General features: G+C 51.6%; 15 protein-coding genes. 6 read left to right on the top strand and 9 right to left on the bottom strand.

Going from position 1 to position 21617, the window contains the following annotated elements; genetic code table 11:
- The first annotated feature begins 63 nt into the window (after positions 1-63).
- The 6 genes from ptsP (at position 64) to G5B42_RS10045 (ending at position 8135) form a co-directional block, all read left to right on the top strand.
- Positions 64-1791 (top strand): phosphoenolpyruvate--protein phosphotransferase, encoded by a 1728-nt coding sequence (gene ptsP / locus G5B42_RS10070; RefSeq protein ID WP_181340348.1) that lies wholly within the window; start codon positions 64-66, stop codon positions 1789-1791.
- Entirely contained in the window at positions 1779-2042 is a 264-nt protein-coding gene (locus G5B42_RS10065; RefSeq protein ID WP_181340347.1) for an HPr family phosphocarrier protein, read from the top strand. Before ptsP ends, G5B42_RS10065 begins: the two co-directional genes overlap by 13 nt.
- A gap of 362 nt (positions 2043-2404) precedes the next feature.
- Positions 2405-3244, top strand: a complete 840-nt coding sequence (locus G5B42_RS10060; RefSeq protein WP_181340346.1) for a hypothetical protein — start codon at positions 2405-2407, stop codon at positions 3242-3244.
- A gap of 74 nt (positions 3245-3318) precedes the next feature.
- The gene (locus G5B42_RS10055) at positions 3319-4134 is read left to right on the top strand and encodes a hypothetical protein (RefSeq protein ID WP_181340345.1); all 816 of its coding nucleotides are present in this window, start codon (positions 3319-3321) and stop codon (positions 4132-4134) included.
- Positions 4135-4219: 85 nt separating this feature from the next.
- Entirely contained in the window at positions 4220-5020 is an 801-nt protein-coding gene (locus tag G5B42_RS10050) for a fimbrial biogenesis chaperone (protein WP_181340344.1), read from the top strand.
- Positions 5021-5063: 43 nt separating this feature from the next.
- Entirely contained in the window at positions 5064-8135 is a 3072-nt protein-coding gene (locus G5B42_RS10045; protein WP_181340343.1) for an SdrD B-like domain-containing protein, read from the top strand.
- 291 nt (positions 8136-8426) lie between these two features.
- On the opposite strand, the gene G5B42_RS10040 is transcribed toward G5B42_RS10045, so the two are convergent.
- The 9 genes from G5B42_RS10040 to G5B42_RS10000 form a co-directional block, all read right to left on the bottom strand.
- Positions 8427-9689 (bottom strand): FAD-dependent oxidoreductase, encoded by a 1263-nt coding sequence (locus G5B42_RS10040; RefSeq protein WP_181340342.1) that lies wholly within the window; start codon positions 9687-9689, stop codon positions 8427-8429.
- Positions 9690-9829: 140 nt separating this feature from the next.
- Positions 9830-10690 carry a carbohydrate ABC transporter permease gene (locus G5B42_RS10035; RefSeq protein WP_181340341.1) on the bottom strand — a complete coding sequence of 287 codons (861 nt, stop codon included), beginning with the start codon at positions 10688-10690 and terminating at the stop codon, positions 9830-9832.
- Positions 10675-11604, bottom strand: coding sequence for a carbohydrate ABC transporter permease (locus G5B42_RS10030; RefSeq protein WP_231133472.1), 930 nt, complete (start codon positions 11602-11604; stop codon positions 10675-10677). The genes G5B42_RS10035 and G5B42_RS10030 overlap by 16 nt, the downstream gene beginning before the upstream one ends.
- An 82-nt stretch (positions 11605-11686) precedes the next feature.
- A complete protein-coding gene (locus G5B42_RS10025) occupies positions 11687-13015 on the bottom strand; it encodes an ABC transporter substrate-binding protein (protein ID WP_181340340.1) in 1329 nt (442 codons plus the stop codon).
- A gap of 188 nt (positions 13016-13203) precedes the next feature.
- Positions 13204-14787, bottom strand: a complete 1584-nt coding sequence (locus G5B42_RS10020) for a response regulator (protein WP_181340339.1) — start codon at positions 14785-14787, stop codon at positions 13204-13206.
- Positions 14788-14842: 55 nt separating this feature from the next.
- Positions 14843-16639 (bottom strand): cache domain-containing sensor histidine kinase, encoded by a 1797-nt coding sequence (locus tag G5B42_RS10015; RefSeq protein ID WP_231133470.1) that lies wholly within the window; start codon positions 16637-16639, stop codon positions 14843-14845.
- A gap of 252 nt (positions 16640-16891) precedes the next feature.
- The gene (gene pgmB, locus G5B42_RS10010) at positions 16892-17551 is read right to left on the bottom strand and encodes a beta-phosphoglucomutase (protein WP_181340337.1); all 660 of its coding nucleotides are present in this window, start codon (positions 17549-17551) and stop codon (positions 16892-16894) included.
- Positions 17552-17575: 24 nt separating this feature from the next.
- Entirely contained in the window at positions 17576-19900 is a 2325-nt protein-coding gene (locus tag G5B42_RS10005; RefSeq protein ID WP_181340336.1) for a glycoside hydrolase family 65 protein, read from the bottom strand.
- 320 nt (positions 19901-20220) lie between these two features.
- The gene (locus G5B42_RS10000; protein WP_181340335.1) at positions 20221-21420 is read right to left on the bottom strand and encodes an ABC transporter substrate-binding protein; all 1200 of its coding nucleotides are present in this window, start codon (positions 21418-21420) and stop codon (positions 20221-20223) included.
- Between the last annotated feature and the right edge of the window lie 197 nt (positions 21421-21617).

The following is a 21617-nucleotide window of genomic DNA, read 5'->3' as shown; positions in this document are numbered from 1 at the left end:
ATCTGGGTTAATGCCTTTTATTATTTTATTTACTCTACACTTGATAAAGAAGGTGATTAAGCAATGTACAAAGGTATTCCTGCTTCTTCTGGTATCGCGATTTGTCCGGCACTGGTGCTCCCGAAAAAACAGTTTCAATTGGAAAAAAGGACCATCCAAGATGTCGCCGCGGAGAAGGAGCGTTTTCACCAGGCTTTAGCCGCAACGAAAACGCGGATCGACGGTTTCATCGAAGCGGCCCGGGCGCAAGAGCAAACGGAAAGCGCGCAAATCTTTAAAGCCCACCGTCTGTTCCTGGAAGACCCGGAGTTAATCTCCCGGGTTGAAAACCAGATCACCCAAGAAAAAGTAAATGCCGAATTCGCCCTGGAGACCACGGTGAATTTTTACCTCGATATCCTGGCCAAGTCCAACAATGCATATTTTCGCGAAAGAGCAACCGACCTTAGAGACGTGGCCAATCACATTTTACAGTTTCTCGCGGTGAACGGACCGCAAATACCCCAAATCAAAGAGGATTGTATCATCGTCACCGACGAACTTACCCCTTCCGATACCGCCCTCCTGCCCCTGGATAAAGTCCAAGGGTTCGTCACGGAAGTAGGGGGGCCCACTTCCCATACGGCCATCATCGCCCGCTCCCTGGAACTGCCCGCCGTGGTCGGGGTGAAAAAGATCACTCCTTCCGTGCAAAGCGGTGATCTCATTATCATCGACGGGGAACAAGGTTTGGTTTTGGTCAACCCGGATCCCGACACCGTTGAAGGGTACCGGCAAAGACAGGAAGCATTCCTCCGTCAGAAGAAAGAGCTGTTCAGCCTGAAGGGGCTTGCCGCGCGCACTAAAAACGGCCAAACCATCAAACTTTTAGCCAACATCGGCGGGCCTTGGGAACTGCCCAAAGCCCTGGAGTACGGGGCCGACGGTATCGGTCTCTACCGGACGGAGTATTTATTTCTAAACCGGGAAACGCTGCCCACCGAGGAAGAACAATTCCAGGCTTATAAAGAAGTATTGGCCAAAATGGAAGGCAAACCGGTCGTCATTCGGACAATCGACATCGGCGGCGATAAAAACATGCCTGCCCTCAACCTGGAACCGGAGATGAACCCCTTCCTGGGTTGCCGGGGAATCCGCTTCTGCCTGAAGAACAAGGCGTTGTTCACCACCCAATTACGGGCCCTTTACCGGGCTTCAGTCCATGGCCAGCTCAAAATCATGTTCCCGATGATCTCCAGTCTCGAAGAGTTCCGGGCGGCCGTCAAATGCGCCGAAGAAGTAAGAGCGGAACTCATCGCGGAGGGGCATTCCGTAAGCGGCCGTGTTCCCATCGGGATCATGGTGGAAGTTCCTTCGGCGGCCATCATCACCGACCTCTTCGCCAAAGAAGTGGATTTCGTCAGCATCGGCACCAACGATCTGATCCAGTATACCCTGGCCGTTGACCGGATGAATAAACAGATCTCCCATCTCTATTCCCCCTTCCACCCCGCAGTTTTACGCCTAATTAAACTGGTGATCGACCAAGCCCGGAAAGGCCGGATCGAAGTCAGCATGTGTGGTGAAATGGCGGGCGACCCCCGGTTTACCTCGCTTTTAATCGGCCTCGGCCTTGAATCCTTCAGTATGAGTCCGTCCGCTCTGTTGGCAGTGAAAAAACAGATCCGGGCCTTAAAAAACTCCACCGCCAAAGCACTAGCCAAAAAAGTGCTTGCCCTGTCCACCGCGGAACAGATCAGGGCTGCTTTGGAGGACAAAGAAGAAAGGAGTGATTCCTCATGCGGGTCATAACGGCAACCATCAAAACGAAAACCGGGTTGCACGCCCGACCGGCCGCCGTTTTGGTCAATACTGTTTCCAAGTTCGAAAGCGAAGTAACGATCGCCAAAAACGGAAAAGAAGGCAACCTAAAAAGCCTCCTGGACCTCCTTAGTCTGGGCGCCGAACAAGGCGACCGGATTACCATCACCGTAGACGGCAAAGACGAAGACGAAGTGATCGCCGCGCTGAACCGATGTGCCGAAGAGCACGGGCTCTGGTAAATACTGACCAAAGCCTCTTCCCGGTTGACACCACCTCCTTCCTTTTTCCTCCTTTTTCCTTTGACCGGCCTCTTCCGCGAGGCCGGCCTTTTTCTTCCCCGTCCTGCGTTCTTCCACCGCTTTTGTTTCCCTCCTTGACGCCCGCTTTGCTCCCATTAATATCTTTCAAGCTTCCTTCCGGCCGCACTCCGCTTTTCCAACCTTGTCCGGTAACAGGCCGGGCGCAACTTGTCCGGCAACAGGCAACAAGCTGGGCAGAAAAAGAAATCTGGAAATTATTACTTTTCACGCATCAACTTTCTGTCCGGGGCATACAATAAAATTACTTGTCGGCAAAAACTACGGCAAAACGGAGGATTCCGATGAAAAAGCGTACTCCGGTCGTCTGGTTTATCCTTCTTCTCCTCGCTGTTTTCCTGACCACTCCGACCAAGGCCGCGCCCACGAACAAGCCGTTCATTATGGATTTTGGGTCAATCGCACCCGTCAGTAAAATAACGCGTTCCTTAACCTTTACCTTACCGGTGGCCGCCACGCAAGCAGTCCGGTTTGAAACCACCGGGCTTTTTGCCGTCAGGACCGGAAACCGGATCCCGGCGGAACGCCTCACTTTCACCGCTGATTCCACCACCAAGCGCGACAACGCGGCGGCCGCCTTTCAGGCGACGATCCAACTGCTGCCGTCCGATCCCCCCGGTGAATACGAAGGCCTGGTTTATGCAGTTTGCCCGGGCGCCGAAGGGGCACCGTCCATTCCCCTGCTGGTCAAAGTCGGGATTTTACCCTGGATCCGCCTCGAACCGGCCAACACCCAACCGCTGCTCACCGTCGACACATCCTCATTTTGGACGGAAGAACTCATTACAACCCGCCATCCGGTCAAACTTTTACTGGCTTCCAATGCGCCCTGGTGCCTCGCACTGCGCATCGGAAACGAAACACCCTTAGATACACTTCCGTTCCCGCTCCTGGTGGGAATCGGTAAAACCATTAACACAATGGATTTCAAAGAAAGAATGTTCCCCGGCGGCGATTATCGCCCCGTGGCTTTTGGTAACCCCACGGTGGCCGGTGATGGTGCAACCGCCGCCAATTACTGGACCGAACTGTACATCACCGCCTCAGTCGCCAATTGGCCCCATTACCCGACCGGAGACTATAACTTCCGGTTGTTTCTGACCGCCAAAACGCTCGCCCCTTAACAGGTTAGGTTACACTCCGGTAGAGGCGCGTTATACCGGTTTGTAATAAAAAGCAACTAGTGAGGTTGGAGAAGATGAGAAAAATAACTGCGATCGCTGTTACCCTAACTCTTCTTTCCCTTTTTGCCGCCACGATCGCCAGTGGCTATCCGGGTGGTCTCGAGCCTGAATATCCTTGGTGGCAATATAACAACGCCATCGACTTTACCGATGCGCTCACCTATCTGTTCGGAAACGCCTTTGACGACGGTAAAGTAACTTGGAACAAAACAGGCGATGAATATGTAAACATTGACTGGTTTAACCGGACCGATTACGTTTTTGACGACAACAATGTGAACGGGCAATCGGTGGAGATGACCCTGGACGCCCGGGCTTTCATCCCCTGTTATCTTGAGATGAAAGTGACCGGTAACAAAGGCCAGACCGGGTTAAGAAGCTACGGACCGGGGATTAGCACCAAAGCCTCCTCCTCCGGATACCTCTTGGTCTTCGACAATGAAATCGGCGGCTTTGTCGACAAGCATTGGTACATGCTTGGCCATAACCCCCATACCGAATTTGATTTTGACAATGATGAGATCTTTATCCAAGGCTGTGACATCTTTAAGGTTGAAGTATACGCCAACGATAACTACAAATACGAAGTGGAAGCCGGGCCCTTAACTTCCGAACGGGGTTCTTTACCGCTCCATATGCGCAGTGGTTATAGTATGTCCAACTTTGGCGGCACTTTCGTCTTCGACGAGGATGGCAAGATCTTTGAGGTCGCCGAGAAAGACGCTTGCGAGAAACTAACGGTTTACCACCAGTTTAGAGTCCCGTATACGCGCAATACCGCGCAGGGTCGTTACGACGGGAAGATCATCTTCCGCGCGTATACCCTCTAAACACACCCACCATTCGGACCTTTGCGGGCTGGTGGACGCGCCCCACCAGCTCTCTTTATTAATACCTGCAGGGAGGAAACAGACAATGATCAAACCAGCACCACGCCGGGTTTTTCACTTCCTGACCGCTGTTTTTTTCTTTACTTTGCTCGGCGCACCAACCGCGCAGGGCGTAGTCCGGGTTGAGCCCAGTAAGTTTATCTTTACTTTACAACCGGGCGCCCGGATCACCGACGCCATCAAGGTCACCAATACCCAGGATACAGAGGTGGAGTTTACCGCCGTCGTTTACGACTGGACCCTCGACCCCGAAGGCCGCCTCGTCACCTTCAGCGCCGGTGAACGGCCCGATACCCTCGACGGCTTGATAAAATTTAATCCCCGCCGGTTTAAACTGGCCCCCGGCGAGAGCCAGTATGTCCGTTTCACCTTAACCGCACCGAAAAGCGGCAGCTGGTTGGAAAGAAGGGGGATCATCTTTTTCGAAGAAAGCCGTCCTTCGCCCGAAACGGTTGGTTCCGCCATGGTTTTTCAGGTTGGAACCACGGTTTATCTCTCTTTCACCGAAACCGTTTATTCCTGCCGTTTGTTGGGAGTAAAAGTCGAACCGACACCGCAAGGTCAGCCGACGACGCTGCTTGGTCTGGTCAATGATGGGCAAGGGCATATCCGCTATCAAGTCGCCTACGAAATAACCGGCGAAGACGGTACGCCCTACGCCGCCTGGACCAGTGGAGAACAACTGATCCTCCCGGACAGCCAGTGCCTACTGACGCTGCCCATTGAAGCCGAGCTAGCCGCCGGTAATTATCAATTATCGTTAAAGCTGAGTTTTGCGGGGACAACCGAAACCCTCTCCTCCGTGGTTCCCTTTACCATACCCTAAGTTGTCTTCACCTTGAACTGGCAGAATAGGGGGAATTTCTAAAATGCGGAAAAGAAGCAATTATCGAGCCGGCCTTAACTTGCTTCGAACCATGGTGCTCTGCTGTCTGCTCCCTTTTTTTTCCGGGGTAGCAGCTTTCGCCCAGGATCCGAGCACTCTGGAGACAAGTGTTGTCCTCTTGTTAATCAAAACGGAAGAGACCACCATCATCCAGGATCCCTACTTTGAACTTCTCGAACAGGAAGATGAGCTCTTGGTCCCCGTCAACCGCCTGACGGCCTATTTAAACCTGGAAGTTTCGTACTTCCGGAAGGAAGAGAAGGTGGTGCTGGCCAGCAAAGCCAGCGACAAATGGGCCGAGATTTATCTGGACGAAAAGATCTACCGGATCGACGGCCAATCCCTTTTAAACTGTCCGCCTCCGGTCTTCTTCAACGGTGACATCTATGTCGGGATTCCCTTTTTGGCCTCCTTCCTCGAAGCCGAGATTAACTGGGACTTCAGTTACCAGGCCTTAAGCATTAACGTGGGCGCAGACATGCTGAAGCAAAGCCCGGCCCCAATCCGGCCTGAACAGCAAGTTCCGGAGCCTGGCCGAGAGGTACCACCCAAAGAAGGCCCGACCTTTGCGCTCAGCTCCATCCGTTACCAATTGGGGGTCGAACACCGCACGGAAGCAGGCCAGCACGAAGCTCTGACGGGCTTCTTTAAGATCCGCACCGACGGTTACGCCGGAGAGTGGACGCTTTCCGCGGCCGCAAGCGGCGATTACGATTTTTATAACCATGCCTTTAAGCCCGAACTGACGCTGCTCCGCGGCAAATACCAGCAGGATGGCGAATTGATCATCATCGGGAATACCACCCTTGACTTAGAAAACACCATTGCGGAACAGGACCTTTGGGGAATTTTATACATGATCCCCGACGAACAGATCCGCAGTGAATTAGTGGCTTATACTGACGTCTCCGGTCCCGCCGCTGCCGGCGACCAGGTATTGCTTTATGTGAATGACCGTTTATGGCAAACCCAACAGCTCACTGCCGACGGGAACTACCTTTTCCGTGACGTCCCGCTCCGGATTAACCGGGTTAACAAAATCCGGAGCGTGATCCAGAAAGAAAACGGCGAAACCATTGAAGCAACCCAAAAGATTGCTGCGTCACCCCGGATCATGAAAAAAGACGGCAATGATCTCCTGGTCACCGTCGGCCTCTACAAACCGGCCGAGGTTACGGAGTGGGAAGGTGTCCTGGTCAGCTACCGCCAACGGAAAGCCGTCACCGATAACCTCACTTTTGAACAGGAAACTACTGTTTCCGCTCCCTTTGTCAACTTTCCCGAATTGAGTTATATCGGTTCGGATACGGGCGTCGCTTTCCGGATCAACAACAACCTCATCTGTACCCTGGACTGGATGGTCGGCGGCGAAATCGAATCGGAGGTCCGCTCGGGCTTTGAATCCTCCTTATTCTACTGCCTGGAAAACGGTTATTTCGAAGGGGTGATCCTCTACGTCCCAACCGCCGTTTCCCTTGGGGTCGACACCCAACCGGGGCAAGGAGGTAAGATCCTTTCCGAGCTTGAGCTGAGAGAAGATTTAATCCTCAACACCGAAGGTTATCTGTTGGAAGCAACGCCAAACGCCCATCCCTGGTCGTTGGACGGGGCCAGACTGATACTGACCAAGCGCTTTGGCAGCTATGGCCAGAACAGTATCGCCGGCGGAATCGGGAAAGAGTGGAAAACCGAAGATAGCGACCGAGGTCTGTTCGAAGCAGAAGAAACCAGTTTCACCATTAAACACGTCTTGCGGGAAAGAACCGTCGGTACCAATACAAAAGTGGAGTTGGTCAACGCCGATTTCTTCCTGGACCGGGAAGGTCCCTTCCGTTTACAGAAACTTCATTTCCTAAGCGATCTGACCCTCGCGGTCACCCCCAACCTCCTTTTTGGGGTCGCGCTGGATACGACCAACACTTGGGCAGACCAGAGTTATACCGGGCTGGATTTAAGCGGTGAGGCCAACACCAAATGGAACGTGACCGACAATACACTCCTCATGGGCAATCTCCTCCTGGAGGGGAAAAAAGAGGTCCCGTCGGACGCTGCTTTCCAGGTCAGCGAGCTGACCACCGGGCTTTCCCTTTACCAGTTTCTCTCCCGCGAACTGACCCTGTTTGCGGAGGTGAAGCGGACCAAGGAATTGCCCTTCTACGCCGCGGCGGAAGACTACCGTTACACCACCGTAAACCTGGGCTTAAATTATTACACCTTCGACGGCAAATGGCAGATCAACGGAAATCTGGGGTACCGCTCGCCGGTCAGCACCCGTCGGCACCCCCAATGGTTCTACGGCTTAGGTCTGCAAAGAACCCTTCCCTCGTATTACCTGCTCAAACTGGAACTGCAACGGCTCTATGACGCTTTGTGGGATGAAGTCCCGGAAGATATGATCCGGCTCTCCCTCAGCCGCGCCCTGGGGTTTGCGGACGGCACATGGAAACCGTTCCGTTATACGGAGGAAGACAACGTGGCCAGCATCAGCGGGGTGGTTTATCTGGACACCAACGCCAACGGCCGCTTTGACGAAGGCGACAAACCCCTCTCCGGAATCCGCATCCGGGTCGACGGCACCGCCACCACCAGCAATGAAAAAGGGGAATATCTCTTCGCCAACTTGGCGCCGGGAATTTACCGGGTGGAGTTTCATCTCCCCTCTTTACCCGCCAATTACACGCCGGTCACCGGCCCGCAGTTAATCCGCCTGCGGGAACAGGAAAACTTCTTTATCGATTTTGCGGTGACCGCCAACGGCTCGGTCAGCGGTAAAGTCTTTATCGACGGGAATGGCAACGGCCGCCCGGACGAAGACGAAAAGCCCGTCTCCTGGGTGGGCGTCGTGCTGGACGACGGCGCGCAAAAAGTCTTCACCGACGAGCATGGCCGGTTCTACTTCGAAGGCGTCCCCTTGGGCACCCACACCCTCGCCCTGGACCCGGCAAGTCTGCCCGCCGGTCTGCGCCCGGTCGGCCCGGCCCTCCGGACTTTCACCCTGACCGAAGAGGAGTTGGAAGTGGACGGTCTTGCGCTTCCTTTGGTTCCCGCCGATTGACGGCAAAACAGGATTAGCAAAGCGGGAACCAAACTTTAGCCTCATGGCAAGTGGCGGGAAAAGATAAGCAGAACGAAAACCGGATTTTGGTTTCAAAGCGAGCCAGATCATGCTTGATTACTTCGACCCTAAAGAAAAAGGCAGTGGTTGCCTAACCAACCACTGCCTTTTGTCCGGTACTTGCTGCCGCGTCCGGCCCGGCCGCCGCCGTCCCAACCAAACGCCCTTAACCCTACGAAGCTTTGCCTCCTTTTCCCCCGGACGGGCCGGCAAAACGCACCGGCCGGGCGTTTATTCCGCCCCCAAAAAAGCCCCTTGCGTTAAGAGCTCCTTCTGTAACAAACGGTAATCGAGCTGGCGCGGCGGCCGCCCAGCCGCCACGCTCAGGGCTGCCGCGGTGCCGGCAGCCTGCCCAATGGCAAAAACGATGGGCATGACCCGTAAGGAAGAATGGGCTTCATGGGTGGACGAGATGGAACGTCCGGCGATTAACAGATTGTCAATTCCCAAAGGAAGAAGCGCCCGGTAAGGGATGTCATACCACTCACCTTCCGGCAAATACCGCATGATCGTCCCTTCGCCCTGCGGGTTATGGATATCCACCGGATAGCTTCCGCAGGCAACCACGTCCGGAAACTTCCTTGCCGACATCAAATCTTCTTCCGTGAGCACATACTCGCCGATCACCCGGCGTGTTTCTCTGACGCCAATCTGGGGGGCCATCTTTTGAAGATAGGCAAATTCAAATCCGGGTACATGCGCCTTTAACCACTGGAAAAACTCCCAACACTGGCGGCGCCCCTCCAATTCGGCCATGCTTAAATCGGCCGCACGGGTCCCGTCGCACTGTAAAACTCTTGTTTGGTTAAAGTGGACCACACCGGGATTGGTTGTGTAGAAGAAGAGGACGTCCTCCCGTGGGCAGTTAATAAGCCCATTTGCTTTCGCCGCCCGGTATTTGGCCGTCATTTCCTCCCGGGAAGGCATTTTATCCAGGTCAACATTGGCGACTTGGAAATTTAGGGTCATCGGCTGGCACAACCCGTCCTGCCTACGGCCTTTTTCCACTTTCGCCCCGGCAAAATAAGCCACATCCCCGTCACCGGTCGCATCGATGTACAGCGTAGCCGTTAACTTTTTCAATCCTTCTTTGGTGGCGACCACAAGCGCTTTAATCTCTTTTCCTCTTTTCTTCGCCCCAACCACCGAAGCGTGAAAAAGCACTTCCACCCGGTTTTCCAGGCACAATTGATCGGCGACAAGCTTGAACATTTCGGCATCAAAAGCCCAGGGCGTCACCGGCATCCGGCTGTTGCCGAAGGCCCCCAGCCGCGTTAAGCGTTCCACAACCTCTTGAAAGATTCCCTTGACAATCTGGCGCTGGCCGGCGAAATAGGTCATGAACGGATTGACCAGCATCGCCGTGGCGCCGCCCCCCAAAAAGCCGTACCGTTCGACCAAAAGAACCTTCTTCCCTTGCCGGGCGGCACTCACCGCCGCCGCGATTCCCCCCGGGCCCCCGCCGCTGACGATAATGTCGTAATTGTTCGCCATTGCTTTCTCCCCCTCACCCTATAATCGAAATCGGGCCGTTAACGGCGCACACCGGCGTATACCAACACGCCGGCAAACGTGCAAATGAGCGCGCCCACAAACGCGCCCACCAACGCGCGTGAAGCGCGCAGTGAGGAAACTCAGCCCTTTAGAGCGCCGGCAATCATGCCCCTGATAAACTGTTTCTGCCCGGCCAGAAATACGATGATTAAGGGGATAATGGCAATCGTGGATAAAGCCATTATGTAGTGATACAACTGCCCGTTTTCATCGGCAAAGTTGGCCAGGCCCAAGGGGATCGTAAACAAATGACGGCTCCGGATAAAAATGAGCGGCGTTTCGTAATCATTCCAGTGGTGGGAAAAAACAATCACGGCAAAGGTGGCCAGCGCCGGTTTGGAAATGGGCATGATGATCCGCCACCAGATGGTCAAATCGCCCGCCCCGTCAATGATGGCCGATTCCGATAATTCATTCGGAACCTGCATGTAAAACTGGCGCAGCAGAAACATCCCCAGCGGCGCATAAAGGCCGGGCAAGATCAGGGCATTATGGCTGTTCATCATCGGAATAAACTGATCTAACCAGCGAAACATGACAAAGCGCGGCACGTATAATACTTGATTGGGGATCATCAAGGTGGCCAGAACCGTGAGGAAGAGCACTTCTTTACCCTTGAATTTCATCCGCGCGTAGGCGTAGGCCGCCAATGAACTGGTCAACAGTGACCCGAAAACATTAATCACCGTCACCTTGATTGAGTTAAAATACATCAGGAAAACGGAAGTTTCTTTCCGGAAAATATACCGGTAATTATCCGGATACCAATAAGGCGGTATCCATTCCACCGGGAACTTCCAGATGTCGCCCGGTTTTTTAAAAGAAGCGGAAAGCATCCAGAGTAAAGGCAGAAGCATGGAGATGGAAAAGACAATTAGCGCCGCCGTAACCAGCAATCGAACCACGACTGTTCTGTTTTTGCCTTTTAAAAGAGCTGCCATTTCTTCTGCCCCCTCCATTGTACCAAAGTAAAGAGGAAGATGATAACGAACAGGACGATCGCCATGGCCGAAGCGTAACCAAATTTGTAGTATTTAAAAGCGGAGGTGTAGATATAATAGACCAAAACGGAAGTTGAACCGAACGGTCCGCCGTCGGTCATGACTTGAATTTGACTGAACACTTTAAACGAAGCGATCACCAAACTGATCAGCACAAAGAAGGTGGTTGGCGCCAGCATGGGGAGGATAATATAGAAAAACCGCTGCCACCAATTGGCCCCATCGATCATGGAAGCTTCATAGATTTCACCGGGAATGTTTTGCAAGCCGGCCCCAAAGATCAGCGCGTAATAACCAAGTTGCATCCAGATGGACATAAAGATGATGGCCGGCATAGCCCAGTAGCGGTTCGCCAAAAAAGCAGGCGGGTCACTCACCCCGATCGACTTTAAAAAGCCGACGATTGGTCCATACTTACTGTAAAGCAGGGACCAGACGAGGGAAACGGCAACGATATTGGAGATAAAGGGAATGAAGTTCACTAAACGAAAAAGCCCCTTACAGTAGGCAAAATCATGAATGAGCACCGCCAAAAGGAGGGACAGCACGATGGTCCCGGGAACAACCACTAAAGTATAATAGAAATTGTTGAACAACGAACGCACAAACCATGGGTCTTTCGGCATATTGACGAAGTTGGCCAACCCGTTAAATTGAAGATTAGAAAAACCTGACAACAGGTCCCAATCCGTAAAGGCAAGCAGGAGGGAGAACAAAACCGGAAAGGCGTGAAAAACCAGCATCAGCAGAAAATTCGGAGCGATAAATGCGTATCCTTTCAGGTTGTTCAGAAGCGCCTTTCTCCTGCGGACCCTCTCGGCTTCCGGCTGTAAAATCATCATGTTGTAATTCATTTTTCTTTACCCTCCAAAAATTAATTTCATCCGAAGGGAAGATTCCTTCCCTTCGGATGACCAGGTCCTTTCCACGTCTTCTTCAACGACCGGACTGCAATACCTGATCCATTCTGCGCTGCAAATTGTCAAGGAGGGTATCCAAATCAATGACGTTGAGATAGTAAGCTTCTTGTTCTTCGCGTAAAATCCGCTCCAATTCGGCCATCTGGCGCACAACCTTGTCTTCTTTGATGTGGTCGGCCGGGGCCAGCACACTTTTGGCGAACGAATCGACATCAATGATCCCCTCGGCCCCTTTCAGCAAAAGGGCAGCGGCTTTCTGCGGATCGTATTTCGTATAGAGCGGCGGCCTTCCGTTTTCAATCATGGGATCGTACCCTTGGGTGGCATACCAGATAATAAATTTGAAGGCTTCTTCTTTCTTGGTCGACCGGGGCGGGATCATCATATCGTCATGGGGCATCTGGTCCTTATAATAGATCTTTTGGTCCTTGTCGACCTTCGGCTTCGGGGCAAAGGCGACGGTAAAATTCCTTGGGTACTTCTCCGTATCTTTTATGTTTCTTAACATATAGGTCCCCGTGACCATCATCGCGCTGCGCCCGCTGAAAAAGGCCGCGGCCAAAGCCTCTGTATTGGTCAGCTTCTGGGTCAAAACATCCTCCCAGGACATCATACTTTTATCCACATACATCATGTCATAGAGCAGTTGGAACCCGCGCCGGAAATCCGGGATGCTCTTCCAGGTTGTGCCGCTCATATCCTCCTTGAGATACGGCGTGCCATTAAGTTTCGTCGGGAGGAAAGACATGATATTCACATTGTAATCCCCGATAATGCCATATACCTTATTTGGTCCTTCCCCTTTGGTCAGTTTTTTGGCAATCGCTCTGAATTCGTCGAGAGTCCAATCTTCGGGGATCGGAATCCCGGCTTCATCGAACATATCTTTATTGAGCGCAATAAAGTTGATAATGGTCATCGTCGGAATGGAATAAACCTTGCCGTCAACAATATTGGCGGCCGCGCCGGGTCCGAAATCGCGGATCAGATCCACTCCATACTTCTTACATAAATCCGTCAGATCCGCCGCCATGCCGGCTTTTACCCTTTGTTCTCTCCGGTTCACCCCGTAACTGGTAAAGATGTCAATCTCTTCACCCGCCAACAATGCCGTATCCAGTTTAATGTTGCCTTGATCATCATTAAGATAACGTACATATTCAATGGTGACGTGGGGTGCGACTTTTTTGTAATTCTCAATCACTTGCTGCGGACCGGCCTCGGGCGGCAACGCCCCCCAGAAAACCAGTTTAACCGGTTTTGCCGCATACACCGTACCGAACAGGACACCGTTGAGCAGGGCCACGCTCAACAACAAGAACAACACTTTTCGCCCTTTTCTCATTAACCTACCTCCTTTTAAAAATCTCACCTTAAGTATAGGCGATTATTAACAAGATATTAATGGAGGCTGTTTCGTTAAATTTGGAATCTCTTTAGAACGTATTGGTAACCGATCCTCCTGGTTTTCGTGGCCCCGCCTCTGGTTGGTAAAACCTTTTGAATGGTTGGTATTTTTTTTCGATCGGGAGGTTAACGCCTGATTGTACTGGGGCTTTCCCCGAAATACTTCTTAAAAAGCTTAGTAAAGTAAGATTGATCAAAGATGCCGACCTTTTCGGCGGCTTCATAACACCGCAAACCATGATGACAGATTAACTCCCTGGCCTTTTCCATCTTCAGACGGTTGGTGTAATCAGTAAAACTCTCGCCCACTTCTTTCTTGAAAACCGTCGAAAAATAAGCTTTACTTAAATTGCAAAGCTCCGCCGCATCCTCCAACGTGATGTTTTTGTCAATGTTCTGCTGGATATAGCTTTTAATTTTTGCAATCTCCGGCCGTTCCCTTTCCAGTTTGAGGTCGGACAAGGCATCCACCAGGTTTTGAATATATTTTTTGAGCCAAGCTTTCAAATCCTCAAGCGTTTCCATGCTTAAAATCGTGGGTATATTATCTTTCACATCAAAGTCAGAAAAGCGCTCCTGCAGCTCGTATTTTTTGCCGAGCGAGTTAAAACCATAAATAACCTCGATGATGGCGTATTTTACCGCCTCCGGCGAGTATCTCTTATGACGGGCAAACTCCGTCAGTAAACCTTCCAAATGAAGCCAAGCCTGATCCGGCTCAAGGCTTTCGACCGCACCGAGCAGTAAATTTTCCAGATCCCGCTCGATGAAAACCGGCTCCGTACTGAACGCCAGTTTTTCCTTATACTGCGTTATACTGCCCCTTCCATCGTAAAACATATAGTCCAGGGCTGTCCGGGCCTGCCAATACTGCTCTTTTAACTCGCCGGCACCAGTCGCCCCCCGGGAGATGCCAAAGGAAACAACGGCGTTTAAGTACTTCTGGACCGAACCGTTTACTTTGGCACAAACGTCCACCACATCTAAATTGGGGTTATTGGCAAGAAGCAAAAGGAATAAACCGCTCTCCACTTCGGCCAGGTCACACTGGCAAAAGTCGCCCAGCATCTCCAAGACGATATTGCGGAAAGAATGGTCGCGAAGCGGCTGCTTGGCAAAGGAGCGTTTCGACTGATTGTCATTAATCCGGCAACAAACCACCCAGTAATGGTCGAAGACCAGCTTAACATCGAATTCAGCCAACCCCAGGAGAAAGTCTTCAGTGGGAAGCGCTCCCTTTAAAAACTTTTTATACAGACTATCTTTGAGAATTTGTTTGTTGGTGCGCATGGCCTTCTCCGCCTGCTTCGTTTTGAGCTCCTCTTCCCTCTCCTGTTCAATGGTCGCTTTAACCCGGTTCAAAATCTCCAGCAAAGTTTCGGGTTGGACCGAAAGCTTCAGTAAATAATCCTCCGCCCCCAATTTCATCGCCCGTTTCACATATTCCATTTCATTGTAGCAACTTAAAACAATCACTTTAATGTGGGGATAATCTTTCCGCAAGGCCTCAATTAACTCTAACCCGTCCATGTTCGGCATTTTGATATCGGTCAAAATAATATCAGGGGCTAATTTTTCCACTAAATTTAAGGCCTTAACCCCGTCCTCCGCGAGGCCGACCACTTCAAAACCGTGTTCTTCCCAATTCAAACAAGATTTAACCCCCACCCGGATCAGGATCTCATCATCGACGATTAAGACCTTAAGCATAAAAGAATCCCCCTCCCAAAACCGACTGCAGTCAGGATTAACTTCAACCGTTTCTCTAAGTAATGATCGGCAGCATCAGGTCGACCGTTGTCCCGGAACCGACTTGTGAGGAGAGATTAATCCCAAATCTCTCTCCATACCGCAGCTTTAGCCGTTCATGAACATTGCTTAAACCAATCCCGGAAAACTTTTGCTTACGTCCTTCCCCAAGGGCGTCATGGAGGATCTGCCAAATCTTCTCTTCGGGGATCCCCGCCCCGTTATCAACAACGGATACTTTTAAATAACCATCCATTTTGCGGGCTTGGATCGTGATCACGCCTTTCCCTTCAATATTTTTCAGGCCGTGAATGATCGCGTTCTCCACCAGCGGTTGGAGGATCAATTTGGGAACCTTCAGTTGATCGATCCCTTCCTCCGCCTCTATCTTCAAGACATACTTATCGTTATACCGGACATTTTGAATAAATACGTAGGACTCAATGAGCTGTAACTCTTCCCTCAGGGGCACCTCTTCCTCACCCTTGCTCATACTCACCTCCAGCAGTTTTCCCAAAGCCGCAATCATCCTCGCGACATTATCAGCGCCACTCATGACGGCCGACCACTTGATGGTATTAAGCGTATTAAATAAAAAATGGGGAGTAATCTGCGCTCGTAAAGCCTCGTATTTGAGCTCCTGTTCCTTTCTTTTTTCTTCAATCACAACCTCCACCAACTCCTCGATCTTTTCAAACAAACAGTCAAAACTGCGGACAATTCCACTCACATCATCGGGGAAGTCCCCTTCGGGCCATTTTATATAATGCTCGCCAATCTTCATTCTTTTAATCCGTTCCACTAAGGTTTTGAGCGGGTTGGTGAGGTAGAGGATAAAAACCACCGCAACGGTAAATAAAAAGAAGGAGGAGAAGAGATTCAGCGAAAAGATCCGCTGCTTCAGGCTGCTAATCTCTTTTATCATTTCGCTGTAGGGAATAATGGAAACCAGCGTCCAACCAAACCGGTTCAGAGAATAGTGGTTCACAACAAAGCGCGTATTGTCCACGTCGGTTAAGAGATAACCCTTCTCTTTCCCGGCGGAATGCTGAAGAAGCGCCGGGAGATTCACTTTGGCAATGACACCACGATCCGCCGTACTGAAGATAATCTCCCTTTTCTCGTTGAGTAAGGCAACGATGCCGTTCAAGTGGTTTTCCAGGATTGGCGCAAACTGTGATTCGTGAACATTGACCATGATGCACCCCAGATTCCGCTGGTGGTATCCACCCGGAAGGACACGGACCGCCGAGATGTAGCGGCTGTCATCATCAATCCCGAACAGACTGTAGCGAAACGGGGCCAGCCAGACAATATTCTGGTTCTCTTGGATCAGACTCCGGTACCATGCTTGTTCATGGTAGTTTTCCATGATTTGGGTTTTATATCTGAACTCTTCTTCGCGCCCCATCGCGCTGTAAACGACCCCCGTGGCGTCGATTAGTAAGACGTCCGCATCGTAGTTATAAAAGATTCCCGTTTTAATCTGATCCAACTGGGCTTCAATTTTGATCATTCTTATTTTGTCTGCACTTGAAAGCTCATAGTAGTTTCTTTTCTGTTGGTGATCACCCTCCGCAAGCAGACCGGTGCTTAACTCGGCCAGGATGATCCGGTCGTTCGCGAGCACATTCGAGATTTTAATGATATCAAGACAGGTATTCTCGATTTGGTTGCCAACCTGCTGTAAACTGTCTAGAATCAAATTGGAGGTTTTTTCCTGTAATAAGTGCTCGGCGGTGGAAAAGTTATAATTAAGGAAATACAGGACTGGTAATAACATAAAAACAGTGATAATAAAGACCAGCCTCATCTGTAAACTTTTGAATATTTCCCGCTTAAAAAAGGCAACCGCCCTCATCGTCCTCCCCCCAAATCTCCGCACATGGGGTCTGTAGTGTTTATAATTTGTTAATATAAATTATAAGTAACGCGCTGACGTGATGTCAAACCGGCCTCCTTTGACCTGGCGCCGGCCTGTTTTCACCGGTAAAGGAAAAGGCAGTGGTTGCCTGACCTACCACTGCCTCTACCTTTTCTACTGTGCCGATCGTCACCGGACCAACTAAACGGCAGCCAAAAACTTGGCCAGATCTTCCCAGGAAAGATCGGCCAGGGAAGCGACGGTCCAGGTTGCCCGCTCGTTACTGGCCGCCGTTCCCACCCCAATGACACGCATCCCGGCCGCCAGCGCCGCTTCCACACCGGCATCGGCATCCTCCACCACCACACATTGGGCCGCTGGAACGCCCAGTTTTTCGGCGGCGCGCAGAAAAACTTCCGGGTGCGGTTTACTGTTCTTAATCGCATTCCCGTCGACAACGGCATCAAATTCGTCGGCAAGGCCAAGCCGTTCCAGAATCAACGGGGAATTTTTACTGGAAGAACCGATCGCAATCTTAATCCCGTGCTGCTTAAGGCGTTCCAGGAGCGGCCTGACCCCCGGCAAAATATGCTCCGGCGTCAACTCCTGGATTAACTCCCGGTAATAAGCGTTCTTCCGGTCAGCCAACGCTTGTTGCTCTTCCATTGTGTACGGGCGGTTTGCCCTCTCCAAAACAATGGCCAAAGATTCCATCCGGCTGACCCCACGCAAGCGGTGGTTGATCTCCTTGTCAAAATAGATCCCTTCCTCATCCGCCAGCCTTTTCCATGCCTTGTAATGACAGTCATCAGTAGAAACGATAACCCCGTCCAGATCAAAAATTACTGCAGCTTTCGTCACGAATGGTCCACCTCCGGTCAATTCTTATTCGCACTTTGTAGTCAAAACCCTTTTTTCTTGGTGATCCAAAATGACCAGAGGATCTCCTTTCAACAAATGATAACTGGTCCCTTCTTTGTTGACGACAACCCGGATGATCCTTCCCTGGTGGGTTACATTAAAGCGATATTCCTCCCACTGCTCGGGTAAATAGGGGGCAAAACACAAGACCCCGTCGGCAACCCTCATTCCCGCAAAACCGTAGACCACCGCCAGCCACGACCCGGCCATGCAAGCCATATGCAAGCCATCCTTGGTATTACCGTGGTAATCGTCCAGATCCAAACGGACGGTCGCTGTAAAGTAATCATACGCCTTGTCGTGGTAACCAATCTCCGACGCCACGATACTGAAGATCGCCGGCGAGAGCGAAGAATCGTGGGTGGTGATCCGTTCGTAATAATCGTAATTCCGCCTTTTCTCCTCGGTCGTAAACTGCGTGCTCAAAAGGAAAAGCGCCAAAACAACATCGGCTTGTTTACAGACCTGGGCCCGGTAAATTAGTAACGGATGATAGTGGAGGAGCAAAGGAAACTTCTCCGGTGGCGTTGCTTCCAAATCCCAGACCGGTTTATCCAAAAAGGTATCGTCTTGGGCGTAAATCCCCAGGCGTTGATCGTAGGGGATGTACATGTGCTCCGCTGCTTTCTGCCAAAGCATAATCTCTTCGGCATCCAGACCGATCTTCGCGCAGAGGTTTTGGTACTGCGCGGGCGCTTCCGCTTCCATCCATTTGGCCGTCTGCACCGCATACTTCAAGTGCTCCCGCGCCATTAAGTTGGTGTAACAGTTGTTGTCAACCAGAGCCGTATATTCATCCGGACCGGTGACCACGTTAATACAGAACCGGTTTTCCTTCCGGGGGTTAAAAGCACCGATCTCCATCCACAGCCGGGCGGTCTCAAAAAGGATCTCCGCGCCGTAGGTGAACAAAAAGTCGCGGTCCCCCGTCAGCTCCACATACTTTTTGATGGCATAAGCAATATCCGCATTGATGTGGTACTGGGCCGTACCGGCCGGGAAGAAGGTCGAACACTCGTCTCCGCCGATCGTCCGCCAAGGATACAGGGCCCCCCGCGTCAGGCCAATCTCCAAGGCCCGCCGGCGAGCCCGGTCTAATGTATGATAACGGTAAGTCAGGAGCGCCCTGCCAATCGCCGGATTACAGTTGGTAAAGAACGGCAGAATGTAAATCTCCGTATCCCAGAAGTAATGCCCTTCGTAACCCTCCCCCGTCAGTCCTTTCGCCCCGATATTGGTAATCCCGTCTTTCCCGACCGCCTGCAACAGATGAAAAGCGTTAAACCTGAGGCCCTGCTGCACCAGCGGATCGCCTTTGACTTCAATATCCGCTTGCGCCCAAAAGGCGGCCATATACTCCTGCTGGTCCAGGCGTAAACGGGTAAAGCCGGCTTCTTCCGCCTGCCGGACCAGGTTTTCGGCCTGTTGGAGAAGATCATGGGCCTCGTCTTTCGCCGTGACATAAGCCAGATATTTATACAACCAGATCGTCCGCCCCGCTTCGCCCGCAAATTCATAGGCAACCCCGACCCTCAACGGCGTCTTTTCCGTTTTTACCTGAGCAAGAGGGCCTTCCACCTGGTTCCGCATGGCGCAGGCCAAATAAAAACCGGACTTTTTGGTCTGCTGCAAAAGGGCGCCACCCTTGTCATTAACGTTTTGTGCCAACACCTCAAGAGCACGTCCGGCCAAATGAGAACCCACCCGCGGATCCGTTCCGGCCTGCTGATTCTGGACATCGCCATCAAGGGCTGAATAGAGGCGGATCTTCCCGTCGAAATTCAGGGGCGTCACTTCATAAGCAATCGCCGCCAGATGTTTGTTGGTAAACGAGACTAAACGGGTGATCTCCAGTTTCACTTCCCGTCCCGCCGGTGACCGCCAGACCAAACTCCGGTGGAGGACCCCGTTTCTTAAATCAAGCCTTCGTTGGTAGGCCAACAACTGACCGGAGAACATATGAAATTCTTCATCTTCCAGGTAGAGTTTGATCACTTTTCCGTTGGTCACATTCAGCATCGTCTGGCCTTTTTCCGGGTAACCGTAGGCAATTTCCGGGTATTTAATATCTACCGTCTCATAAAAACCGTTAATATAAGTCCCTTCGACACTGGTTCCGTCCGGGCCATGATACCCTTCCTCAAAATTGCCGCGCAGCCCAAGATAACCATTGCCCAGTGTAAATACGGTTTCGTTCCGTTGATTATAGGCAGGGCAAAACTTCTCCTCAACGATCTCCCAATCATGAGGGGGATAGATCGGTTGTTGGTTGTTTCCCTTCTTTTTCACGTTGCTTCTCCTTTCCCCCGCAATTTATTATTGCATTTATTATGGCACAAAGTTTCTCAGTTGACCACCTGTAGCGCAAAACCAAAAAAACCAAGGTCGTCACCGCCGCTGGCTGCCCCCACAACGAAGGGTGGGAATTGCAAAGCCAGGTGGTGATAAACCCTGGAAGCATACAGAAGCTAGCCCTTTGCCCGGTGCTATAAGCACCGGGCAAAGGACAGGTTGGTGTTTGCCGAAGGAGATTAGAACCGTCTCCATCGGGTTCGACTACCTTGGCAAAGGGACCCGGGTCGAAACCCGGGTCCAGGGAGCGAGGTGGTTTACCGCTTGTTGTCCTGGATGTATTTCGCCCATTTTTCCAAAGTCGGTTTCACGGGCGCACCTTCGATGACACACTCACGGAAGGCTTCGTTCATCGCCTTTTCCACCGCACCATAGTACACCAGATTGGGCCGCGGTTCGGCATGGGCCAACACCTGGTTGATGGCGTCGAAGTAGGGCTTCTGCCAGGCCGCTACTTGCCCGTAAGCATCGCTCCGGACGGCGGGCCAACCGTTGTAGGTGGTGAGTTTCTCCTGTACCTCACGGGACATCAAGTATTTCGCGAACTCAATGGCCAACGCTTTATTCGGTGCACCCTTCGGAATCCCGATCACTTCACCGCCGAGCACGTGGGACTCTTTCACCGGGCCCCGCCAGCCGTTATAAGCCAATACTTCCTTCTTGCCGCCGTCGCGGACGATCACATTCATCCCGAAGGGCCAGTTCTGGCCGAGATAAACCGACTCGGTGGCGATATGGGTGTTCATGAAGTTCCAGTTGGCCGTCTTGGAATCGGGCGAGAGATACGGCCAGAGTTTCTGGAGGAACGAATAAGCTTCGAAGCAACCTTTGTCATTCAGGACAACCGGGTCACCGCCGGCGGCGCGGCAGAAGTCAAAGAGATGGACCGCGGTACAGGGCGAAAGATCCGCCTTAATGGCCACCCGGCCGACGCCCTCTTTCTCATAGAAGAATTTGGCCACTTCAAACAGTTCATCCCAGGTGGTCGGCGGTTTCAAACCATACTGATTAAATTTGGCCGAGTTGTAGAAAGCGATCTCAACATTGGGACGATAAGGTAAGAAGTACAGTTTGCCGTTGAACTCACCGACTTCAATCAAGGAAGGATAAACGGTCGTCGGAATCAGTGTCCGGTACTCACTCAGATCTTCCACCAAACCCCGGTCCACCAGGGTAGCCAGGCGCATATTATCCTGGGTAATCAGATCGATATCCATCTTGTTCGCCCGGACCCGCGCTTCCAGAATCTTCTCGGTATCCTGGGCTTCCGCCTGGTAAGCTTCGATCTTTACATTGTACTCCTTCTCAAAGGCAGGGAAGATATGCTCCCGCATAACCGCCCATTCTTCTTCGGCCAACCCCATAATCACACGGAGCGTGGTCGGTGCCGAGAAGGTCGCCATGGAGACCATCAGACACAAGACGAGTAATCCCAAAACTAAACGAATTTTCTTCATCCTAAAGACATCCTCCCTCTATGATCTTCATTTTTCTCTTAAAATCTCACTTATTCACAATATTTCATTTATTAGAAATGAGTCCTTATGGGTAATATAAACAGACATTCAATTATTAGGAAGTGCATGTGTATGCCGGTCGCAACCATACATTTTCACAATATTGCGGCCGTTATGATCCACATGTCTCCCTGGCG

The sequence above is a fragment of the Capillibacterium thermochitinicola genome, from assembly GCF_013664685.1.
In the GTDB taxonomy this organism is placed as follows: Bacteria; Bacillota; UBA4882; order UBA10575; family UBA10575; genus Capillibacterium; species Capillibacterium thermochitinicola.
The sequence above is the reverse complement of the archived record's forward strand: the minus strand, read 5'-3'. Positions and strand labels throughout refer to the sequence as shown.

Excerpts from the sequence above, each read along its gene's own strand:
- ptsP (WP_181340348.1), top strand. The coding sequence starts at position 64 with ATGTACAAAGGTATTCCTGCTTCTTCTGGTATCGCGATTTGTCCGGCA.
- G5B42_RS10065 (WP_181340347.1), top strand. The coding sequence starts at position 1,779 with ATGCGGGTCATAACGGCAACCATCAAAACGAAAACCGGGTTGCACGCC.
- G5B42_RS10060 (WP_181340346.1), top strand. The coding sequence starts at position 2,405 with ATGAAAAAGCGTACTCCGGTCGTCTGGTTTATCCTTCTTCTCCTCGCT.
- G5B42_RS10055 (WP_181340345.1), top strand. The coding sequence starts at position 3,319 with ATGAGAAAAATAACTGCGATCGCTGTTACCCTAACTCTTCTTTCCCTT.
- G5B42_RS10050 (WP_181340344.1), top strand. The coding sequence starts at position 4,220 with ATGATCAAACCAGCACCACGCCGGGTTTTTCACTTCCTGACCGCTGTT.
- G5B42_RS10045 (WP_181340343.1), top strand. The coding sequence starts at position 5,064 with ATGCGGAAAAGAAGCAATTATCGAGCCGGCCTTAACTTGCTTCGAACC.
- G5B42_RS10040 (WP_181340342.1), bottom strand. The coding sequence starts at position 9,689 with ATGGCGAACAATTACGACATTATCGTCAGCGGCGGGGGCCCGGGGGGA.
- G5B42_RS10035 (WP_181340341.1), bottom strand. The coding sequence starts at position 10,690 with ATGGCAGCTCTTTTAAAAGGCAAAAACAGAACAGTCGTGGTTCGATTG.
- G5B42_RS10030 (WP_231133472.1), bottom strand. The coding sequence starts at position 11,604 with ATGAATTACAACATGATGATTTTACAGCCGGAAGCCGAGAGGGTCCGC.
- G5B42_RS10025 (WP_181340340.1), bottom strand. The coding sequence starts at position 13,015 with ATGAGAAAAGGGCGAAAAGTGTTGTTCTTGTTGTTGAGCGTGGCCCTG.
- G5B42_RS10020 (WP_181340339.1), bottom strand. The coding sequence starts at position 14,787 with ATGCTTAAGGTCTTAATCGTCGATGATGAGATCCTGATCCGGGTGGGG.
- G5B42_RS10015 (WP_231133470.1), bottom strand. The coding sequence starts at position 16,639 with ATGAGGCTGGTCTTTATTATCACTGTTTTTATGTTATTACCAGTCCTG.
- G5B42_RS10000 (WP_181340335.1), bottom strand. The coding sequence starts at position 21,420 with ATGAAGAAAATTCGTTTAGTTTTGGGATTACTCGTCTTGTGTCTGATG.